This is a genomic window from Streptomyces sp. NPDC029044 (genome assembly GCF_040637495.1).
In the GTDB taxonomy this organism is placed as follows: Bacteria; Actinomycetota; Actinomycetes; order Streptomycetales; family Streptomycetaceae; genus Streptomyces.
The window spans coordinates 1-7,962 of the sequence record NZ_JBEZWN010000127.1 but is presented as its reverse complement, the minus strand read 5'-3'; the positions used below and the strand labels follow the sequence as shown (position 1 = coordinate 7,962).

Below are 7,962 nucleotides of genomic sequence, written 5' to 3'. Positions count from 1 at the left end.
GCCCCTGCCCGGCGAGGCGACTAGGGCGCGTATCGAGTCGTGATCAATCTTCGGGATCCACCGTTGTCGCAGGGGCTGGGACTGTAGACCTTCTTGCATGACGCGCGTGCAACTGACGGACGAGGAATGGGAGTTCATCGAGCCGTACCTGCCGATCGGCGAGTACGGCCCGTATCCCGAGCGGCTGCGGCAGCAGTTTGAGGGGGTGATCTGGCGGTTTAAGACCGGCGGACAGTGGGGGGAGATGCCGCAGGAGTTCGGCGCCTGGTCGACCGTCCACAACCGCTTCCGGCAGTGGCGTGACGTCGGCGTCTTCGAGGCCCTGCTGGAGGGCCTGATCGCGGAAGCCGCGAAGCGGGGTGAGATCGATCTGTCCCTGGTCAGCATTGACTCCACCACCGCGCGCGCTCACCACGACGCAGCCGGGATGCACTTGGGCGAGGACGTCCTCACTGCGCTGGAGAAGGCTGCCATCGAGGCGGAGAAGGCCAGGTCAAAAGGGGCAGTCTCGAAGAACAAGACGGACAGGACGGCGAAGCGGGTCCCGGGCGGGAGGAGCGACGACGCATCCGGCGGCGGCGGAAGCTGAGGCTGAAGGCCGCTCTCCTGGGACGTTCCAGGGGCGGTCAGACCAGCAAGGTCCACCTTGCCGCCGACCGAAAGTGCCGTCCGCTGGCGTTCGTGCTGACTGCAGGCCAGGCTGCCGACAGCCCGCAATTCATCCCCGTCCTGGGGAAGTTACGGGTCCCAGGCTCCGTCGGCCGCCCTCGCACCCGGCCGGACGCGGTCGCCGCCGACAAGGCCTATTCCTCCCGTGGCAACCGGGCCCACCTGCGCAGACGCGGCATCAAGGCAGTGATCCCGGAGAAGAAGGACCAGGCCGCCAACCGGAAGAAGAAGGGCTCCGGGGGCGGCCGTCCCGTCAGCCACGACACCGGCCTCTACAGGGAGAGGAACACCGTCGAGCGCCTGATCAACAGGCTCAAGGCCTGGCGAGGCATCGCCACCCGATACGACAAGACCCCAGACAGCTACCTCGCCGGCCTCCACCTACGAGCCTCGATGATCTGGATCAAAGACCTCACCCGGACCACCCACTGATCACGACTCGATACGCGCCCTAGTGGTCCCACGGGCGCGGCAGCATGTGCCATAGGGCTCTGAGCCAGTCGGGCGGGTTGGTCAGGAACTTGTCCACCAAGCGGGCGGTGAAGGACCGAGCGGCGCCTTGGGCGGCGCCCTGGACTATCGCGGCGGTCAGGCCGGGACCGGCAGCGGGCTGCTGTCGAGTGGATGACGGGTCGGGCGGCTGGACGGGCGCGGGCACGTTGTCCCGGGTCATGATGCTGCTCCCTTGAGCAGAGGGATCGAGGACAGCGGACACCTGCGTGGTGTCGTCCGCGGGGGTATGCGCCGCGCGGTCGGCGGTCCTGCTGCGGCTTTCTGCCTGAGAGCGTCCCTGTGGGGCCTCGGCCCGGCCCAGGGTGGGCATATTCAGCGTAGCCGCGATCGGCTCGGCTGTTCCCTCGGTCGTCTGGCGGGTGGTCATTGCTCTGGCCTCCGGGGTGAGTTCGGCTCGGCGGGCGGGACAGTGACAGGTCTCAGGTGCTTGCGTCTCGTCCTACTCGGGCACGGCTTCTTCACCCCGTGGGCCGGAAGCCGGCACCCGGACAGCAGCGACCGGAGAGGAATTCGAGGGCATGACGAAGGCCCGGACGCCTGGTCCGGGCCTTCGCTCTCTCTGTACCTGTTATGGGGCACTGGGAGCCACATGTGACGTGCGCCTTCTATGTCCAGCGCATCCCGATGGCGGACAACTCCTCCACCCGCTCCGGAGGCAACATCGCGGCCCGGGAGCGCTGGTTGCCGATCCAGGCGCCCAGTTTCAGCTCCCGCTCCTCCTGGTCCTCGCCGCTGCCGCCCTTCTCATCGCCGCCGCCGACGATCCGTTCGACGTGCTTACGCGGCACTCGAAGGTGCCCTTCGCGCTCGTAGTACTGCTTGGCGGCCTCGTAGTTCATCGCCCACTTGTCGGCCTGTGTACGGCGCGGCTGGGGCTTCTCGTCCTCGGTCGCGGGCGTGATCCCGAGGACCTGCTCACACATCCACTGTTGGACGGCCGTGAGCTTGTCCCAGCCCAGACGCTGGGCGCGTACCCACCGCCCGATATCCTCCAGCACCGTGCCCGGCTCGGTGGGCAGTTCGCCGCCCTGCTCCAGGTGCAGACGGACCAGGTGGAAGCAGCGCTGCCACTCCACCGGCCAGGCCGGGCACCACGACGGGTCGATCTCTTCCAGCTGCTCGCGCCGGTCATCCGACAGGGCGCCGGCCGACGACCCCACCGGGAGTCCTTCGGCACACCGCTGCTCGATCTCGGCAGCCTTCCGCGCGGCGGCCCGCGCGTTCTTCAGAAAGATCCCCACTTTCGCGCCCTTGTACGTGGCGTCCAGCGGGGCCAGCTGAAAGTCTGCGGGGAAGTGTCAGCTGGGCATCGTCATCTAAATGTCAGTGGTGCAGCCTCGGTGACCTGGTAGTTGGCACTGATGGATGGTGCTCACCTGTGCTGACATGGGTGACGAAAGGCCAGGTCATTCTCACGCCGACTGCTATAGCAGGTGCGGGGTTTGTGCTGGTCGGAGGTGGGCCGTAAGGGAGCGTAGCGAGTTTGCTGGCCATGGCGGTCCTGGTCGTGCACGCTGCCAGGGTTACGGTGCCCGCCTTGGCCGGTCCGGTCGCCTGGCTGTCAGCCCGGCATGATGAAGGAGATCTTGGGGGCCTTCCCGTGCGTTTCGCCGTCCAGGCCGGTTCAGCAGCCGTAGGACCGCGGCCGGCAAGCCCCTGCCGTCTCGGTGTCGCATGAAGGAGAACCGCATGAACCATGCCCAGTGCATCGCCCTGGGACGGTCCCTTCGCGTCGCCGGAGAGCACGGGCAGCGACTCGAAGACCACGACGCCGACACCAACACTCAGGAGATCCGCCAGGACCTCGAGCGGGCCCTGGCCCTGCTGGACGACGCGGTCAGCACCTCCAAGCCGACCACCCGCTGTCCCGAGCACCCGGGCGGCCTCGTCGACCCGGACGCCGCGGACCTGTGTCTGCTGTGCGAGACCCGCCGGCGATCGGGGACGCGCGTACCGAATCCGCGCTCCGCCGGCGGGGAGGACGATGAGGCGTCGGCACGCGTGCCCTCGAGCCACAGGATCCGTGAGGACCAGCCGCAGCCGAGGAAGCGCTGGGTCCCCGAGATGTGGAACGGGCTGGCCTGGCAGATGTGCGGCACTCCCCGCCACAGCGAGCCCGAAGCCGAGCAGTACCTGAGCCGGCTGTACCAGGGTCCGCAGGCAGCGCCGGCCTATCGGCTGGTGTACGCCTTCACCGACCACAGCGTCGTCCGGGTCTGGGGTACCCCGGCGCTCCGCCAGGTCGAACTTTGAACGACCAGCACCCGGGCAGCGAGGCACGCGTCGATCTGGCGGCACTGGCCCTGCGCCGGGCTCGCGAGGACGCCCGGCGGGGCCGCTTCACCGAGCGCGCCCCCGCCGTCCGCCGGCAACGCGTGCGGGGACGGACCCCGCCGGTCCTTCTCGCGCGAGTCCTGCTTGACCTGTTCGCCGTGTCCGAGGCCTCGCCGCTGCCAGCCTGGCATTCGGTGGCCGGCCCCCTGGCCCAGCACGTGGTCCCCACCGACTTCGACTCCGAGACCGGGACGCTCACCCTGGCCGGCCCCTCGGCTGCCTGGCTGACCAACACACGGCTCGTGGCGGACCGGCTGGTGCAAGGGCTCAATGACGTGCTCGGTGCGGGCACGGTGCGCCATATCCGTCTGGTGAAGGTAAACCCCTCCCAGGTTCCTTTGCTGCCCCCGATGCCGGACAGCTTACGTACACCACGACCGGAGCCGACAACTGCGCCGCCCGACCCCGCCATCGAGGCGGCTCTGAACCGACAGGCCCGTCAACTCCCGTGCGAAGCAGACCAACCCCTCCTCCGGTGGGCAGGCCGAAACGGTGATCATGCAGACCCGAGCGTGGCTACTCTGACCTGATGCCGCGTGCTGCGGCCAGCGGGACCTGGGAAACGGACATGGGGGAGAGGGAACCGGGGTGACCATCGACGACAACGACGCCGCACTGCACCATCCGCACGATCTTGAAGCGGAGAAGGGAGTGCTGAGGGCGATGCTGCTGTCCAAGGACGCGATCGCCGACATTGTCGACACCCTCCACGGGCACGACTTCTACCGGCCCGCCCACGATCTGATCTACACGACGATCCTCGACCTGTACGGGCGGGGCGAGACCACCGACCCGCTCGCCGTAGCCGCCCGCCTCACCCAGCAGGGCAGCCTGGAGAAGGCCGGCGGCTCCGCCTACATCACCGCCCTCGTCAACGGGCCTTCCTCTGCTCGGAGCTGGCAGACCAATGCCGACCGCGTACAGAACGCGGCCATGCTGCGCCGAACCAAGATCGCCGCGATCCACATCGAGAACCTGGCCTCCGATGCCGACCTGGACGCCGTGGACCGCATCGCCGACCAGGCGCAAGCCGAGATCTTCGCCGCCACCACCCGGCGCCCCCTGCTACCGCCGGCCAGCCCGCTCGGCGACGTCATGGAGGACACCCTCGACTGGATCGAGGCAACCGGCGGCCGCGACGCAACCCTGCCCGGCGTGCCCACCGGCTTCACCGACCTGGACTCCCTCACCGGCGGACTCCACCCCGGCCAGCTCACCGTCATCGCTGCCCGGCCCGCCATGGGCAAGTCCACCCTCGCCCTCGACTTCGTCCGCTGCGCCAGCATCAAGCACAACCTGCCCAGCGCCGTGTTCTCCCTCGAAGCCGACCGCAACGAGATCGGCATGCGGCTGCTGTCCGCCGAAGCCCGCGTCGCGCTGCACCACATGCGCTCCGGCACCATGACCGACGAGGACTGGACCCGCCTCGCCCGACGGATGCCCGACGTCAGCGCCGCCCCGATCTACATCCAGGACGGCGCCTACTCCAACGTCCACGACCTGCGCGCCCACTGCCGCTACCTGCAGGCCCGGGCAGGCGTTCAGCTCATCGTCGTCGACGCCGTCCACTTGCTCACCTACGGCACCAGACCGCTCGGCTCCCGCTACGAGGAAATCTCCGAGATCGCCCGCTGCCTGAAACTCCTCGCCAAGGAACTCCGCCTGCCGATCGTCGCGATCTCCACCCTCAACCGCAGCCCAGAGCAGCGCACCGACAAGAAACCCATGATCAACGACCTGCGGGACTCCGGCGCCCTCGAGGACAACGCCGACCTCGTCATCCTCCTGCACCGCGAGGACGCCTACGAGAAGGACTCCCCCCGCGCCGGCGAGGCCGACTTCATCGTGGCCAAACACCGCCACGGACCCACCGCGACCATCACCGTCGCCTTCCAGGGCCACTACTCCCGCTTCGTCGACATGGCCCAGACCTAACCCCTGCAGCTGTAGGTTCTCAGATCCCGTGTCATTTTCTCAGTCGCAGTGTCATGTGACTGGCCGAACTGACACGGATTGAGAATCGCTGGCCACTGCCGTCACTCGTTTGAGGACTCCGTTGCCAGCGGGATACCGCACCGCGGGCAGCCGTTTGCGTGGTCGTCCTGGCAGACGTAGCCGATGGCACCTTCCACGCACCATTCGGCGGCCTCCTCGGACAGCAGGTCGGGCCCGGCAAGGAGCAGCCGACGAAATTCCGTGGTGTCCGCAATGTCGGCCGGCCGGTTGGTGAACCACTTGTCGAACCAAGGCTTGTCCCGGTGTATGCGCCAGTGCGCATTCTCCCGGTCGTCGACAGCCGTAAGGAACCGATCGACGGTGCGCCCCCAACTCGGTGCTCCGAACCAGCCGTTGTCGGACGCGCAGAAGGATTCGATCAGGGTTCGCAGGCCGAACTCCTTCTCGGTAAGGCAGTACCTTCGCCCCCATGAGATCGCGACCTGTGCCATCCCCGCGAGTTCTACGCGCGGATCAACCTCGTGTGCCGGGTCGTCAGGGTTGTGGCAGGCCAGCCCGAGCTCGAGCACAGACTGCCCGGTCGGTAGAACCCGGGACGGGTTGACGATCGCGAGACCGAGACCGATCCAGTCGACATGGTCGAACGACAGCATCGAGCGCACGAGTCGGGTGGTTGCCGTGTTGATCCGCATCATTGTGCCGTCGTGCAGCGGACTCTTCCCGGCATGCCAGTTCTCGACGGGTGTGTTGCGCCACACGGCGAGCGTGATGCGGGTGGCAGCGAGCCACAGCAGGGCGTCGTCGTCGAGGTGCCCGAACCGCTTGGCACACTCCTGGGCGCCGTAGGTGATCAACTCTTCCGGTTTCGGCCACCTGTGGCTGTCGGGCCCTTCAGGCCCTTCAGGCGCGTACTCGTAGTCGTCGGCGTACTCGTCGAGGATCGCGCTCAACTCGGCGGCGCTGTAAGCCTCGCTGTACTCGGAGCTGTCCGGCTCCTCGACGGTGTACATGTCGTGGTCCCAGGAGACGTACACGTCGCCCCAGAGCACGACGTCATCGCACTCGCTGGCGTTGTCCGTCACAACCGGCCTGATGGTGATCGGGGCAGTACGCCCGTCGGTTCGCTCGCCGTCCTTCTTGGCTGCCCATGCGGTGATGACCCCGAGCGGCTTCGGAAGGAGAGGGCCGACCTTGGTGATGCTGAACGGCTCGTCGTCGTCATCGGTGTCGAACCGGCTGTTGACGAAGGCGACCGCCTCGGAGGGCGTGCTGACGATGGACTGGGTACCACTCTCGTTGTCAACCACTCGCCACAACGCGCTGTTCTTCACGATGCTCTCCGATCGCGGTGAGTGCACCCGGGGCGGGTGCGATGCGCCGGGTCGCTCGGCACTGACTCCAATTATGGGCTGATCAACCCGTCCGTAGTCCCGCAGGCCCTTGTCGGCGACGACGCTCGGGACGTTCGTGTGCAACGAAGGTGTGTGAGTGGGTGGAACGGATGGTTGCCGATGCAGGTTCGTGACGCCCCGGGCCGCGTTGCAGCCTGCTGGCCAGCCTGAGGAAATGACACCGATCTGAGACAGCCGCCTGCCGACACATCGTGAGACTCAAGGGAAATATCCAGGTCACAGGGTCGGCGCCTGACACTGAAGTTGAGAACCTACAGCAGCACACCGCGAACGAGAGGAACCATGGCCACCAGATCGACGACGCGGGCCCGCCCCCCAACCCAAGCAGGTAGACAAACCAGAGGCACCCAAGCGGCTGGCACCAAGAACAGAAGTTTCCCGAGAGCTATGGCTACTGAGCGGGAACGAATGCGCCTAGCCCTCCACACCGTCGCTGACCTGACGCGCATCAAGCAGCAACACGAGGACCGCTTCCGGCGCGTGATCACTGTCATCGCGGAGAGCCAGGACGAATACGTCGACCTGACCCGACGCAACCGCGTGACGCCGTGCACGACGCTCGCGCGCCTCCTGCCCGACCAGGATGAGGAAACGGCCGCCTGGAACGCTGAGGTGGCCAACCGGTTCGCCGACGAGCTGCGCCGCGTCACACTCGCCGCCCGTGGACTGCTCAGCACGGTCCCATCGCGCCGTCGTTACAGACGCTGCACGATCTCCTACCGCAGCGTGCCGCTCTTCCGCTTGCGACAGACCTTTGGCGTGGCGGTGGCGGTGCCCGGCAAATCCCGCTCTTTTGTAGATGTCCGGGGTACGCGCCGCCAGGCGCGGGTAGTGTCTGTGTCAGCCGAGTCCGGGTCTTCGTTCGTAGCGAGGACACCAACTGGCACCCCAACTTGCCTCTTTCACCGTCCGGGGACGCGGCCGCACCGTGTCCACCAGCGGGTTCCTGTCTGTGCGCGTGCGCCGCCCGTCCGGTGTGCCCCGCGCTCTTCCTCTTTTGGAGTCCCGCGATGACGTCATCGCCGGCCGGGGGCCGGGCCCGCGAGGGGCGGTGGGAAAAAAACACCAACAAGAGCCA

The 7,962-nt window shown here is 67.4% G+C and carries 4 protein-coding genes and 3 pseudogenes; 4 read left to right on the top strand and 3 right to left on the bottom strand.

The window, feature by feature from the left end; translation table 11 throughout:
• Positions 1 to 97: 97 nt before the first annotated feature.
• Positions 98 to 1,101: pseudogene (locus AB0E85_RS39395) on the top strand (IS5 family transposase).
• A 19-nt stretch (positions 1,102 to 1,120) separates the two neighbouring features.
• On the opposite strand, the gene AB0E85_RS39390 reads toward AB0E85_RS39395, so the two are convergent.
• A complete protein-coding gene (locus tag AB0E85_RS39390) occupies positions 1,121 to 1,342 on the bottom strand; it encodes a hypothetical protein (protein ID WP_361937577.1) in 222 nt (73 codons plus the stop codon).
• Between the two features lie 445 nt (positions 1,343 to 1,787).
• Positions 1,788 to 2,459: pseudogene (locus tag AB0E85_RS39385) on the bottom strand (helicase associated domain-containing protein); the annotation flags it as partial.
• 412 nt (positions 2,460 to 2,871) lie between these two features.
• Here AB0E85_RS39385 and AB0E85_RS39380 point away from each other — a divergent pair.
• The 3 genes and pseudogenes from AB0E85_RS39380 to dnaB form a co-directional block, all read left to right on the top strand.
• On the top strand, positions 2,872 to 3,435 hold the full coding sequence (locus tag AB0E85_RS39380; protein WP_361937576.1) for a hypothetical protein: 564 nt from the start codon (positions 2,872 to 2,874) through the stop codon (positions 3,433 to 3,435).
• On the top strand, positions 3,432 to 4,046 hold the full coding sequence (locus AB0E85_RS39375) for a DciA family protein (RefSeq protein ID WP_361937575.1): 615 nt from the start codon (positions 3,432 to 3,434) through the stop codon (positions 4,044 to 4,046). The genes AB0E85_RS39380 and AB0E85_RS39375 overlap by 4 nt, the downstream gene beginning before the upstream one ends.
• 94 nt (positions 4,047 to 4,140) lie before the next feature.
• Positions 4,141 to 5,451: pseudogene (dnaB, locus tag AB0E85_RS39370) on the top strand (replicative DNA helicase); the annotation flags it as partial.
• Between the two features lie 101 nt (positions 5,452 to 5,552).
• Here the strand turns inward: dnaB and AB0E85_RS39365 are convergent.
• Positions 5,553 to 6,803 carry a hypothetical protein gene (locus AB0E85_RS39365; protein WP_361937574.1) on the bottom strand — a complete coding sequence of 417 codons (1,251 nt, stop codon included), beginning with the start codon at positions 6,801 to 6,803 and terminating at the stop codon, positions 5,553 to 5,555.
• Positions 6,804 to 7,962: the final 1,159 nt, after the last annotated feature.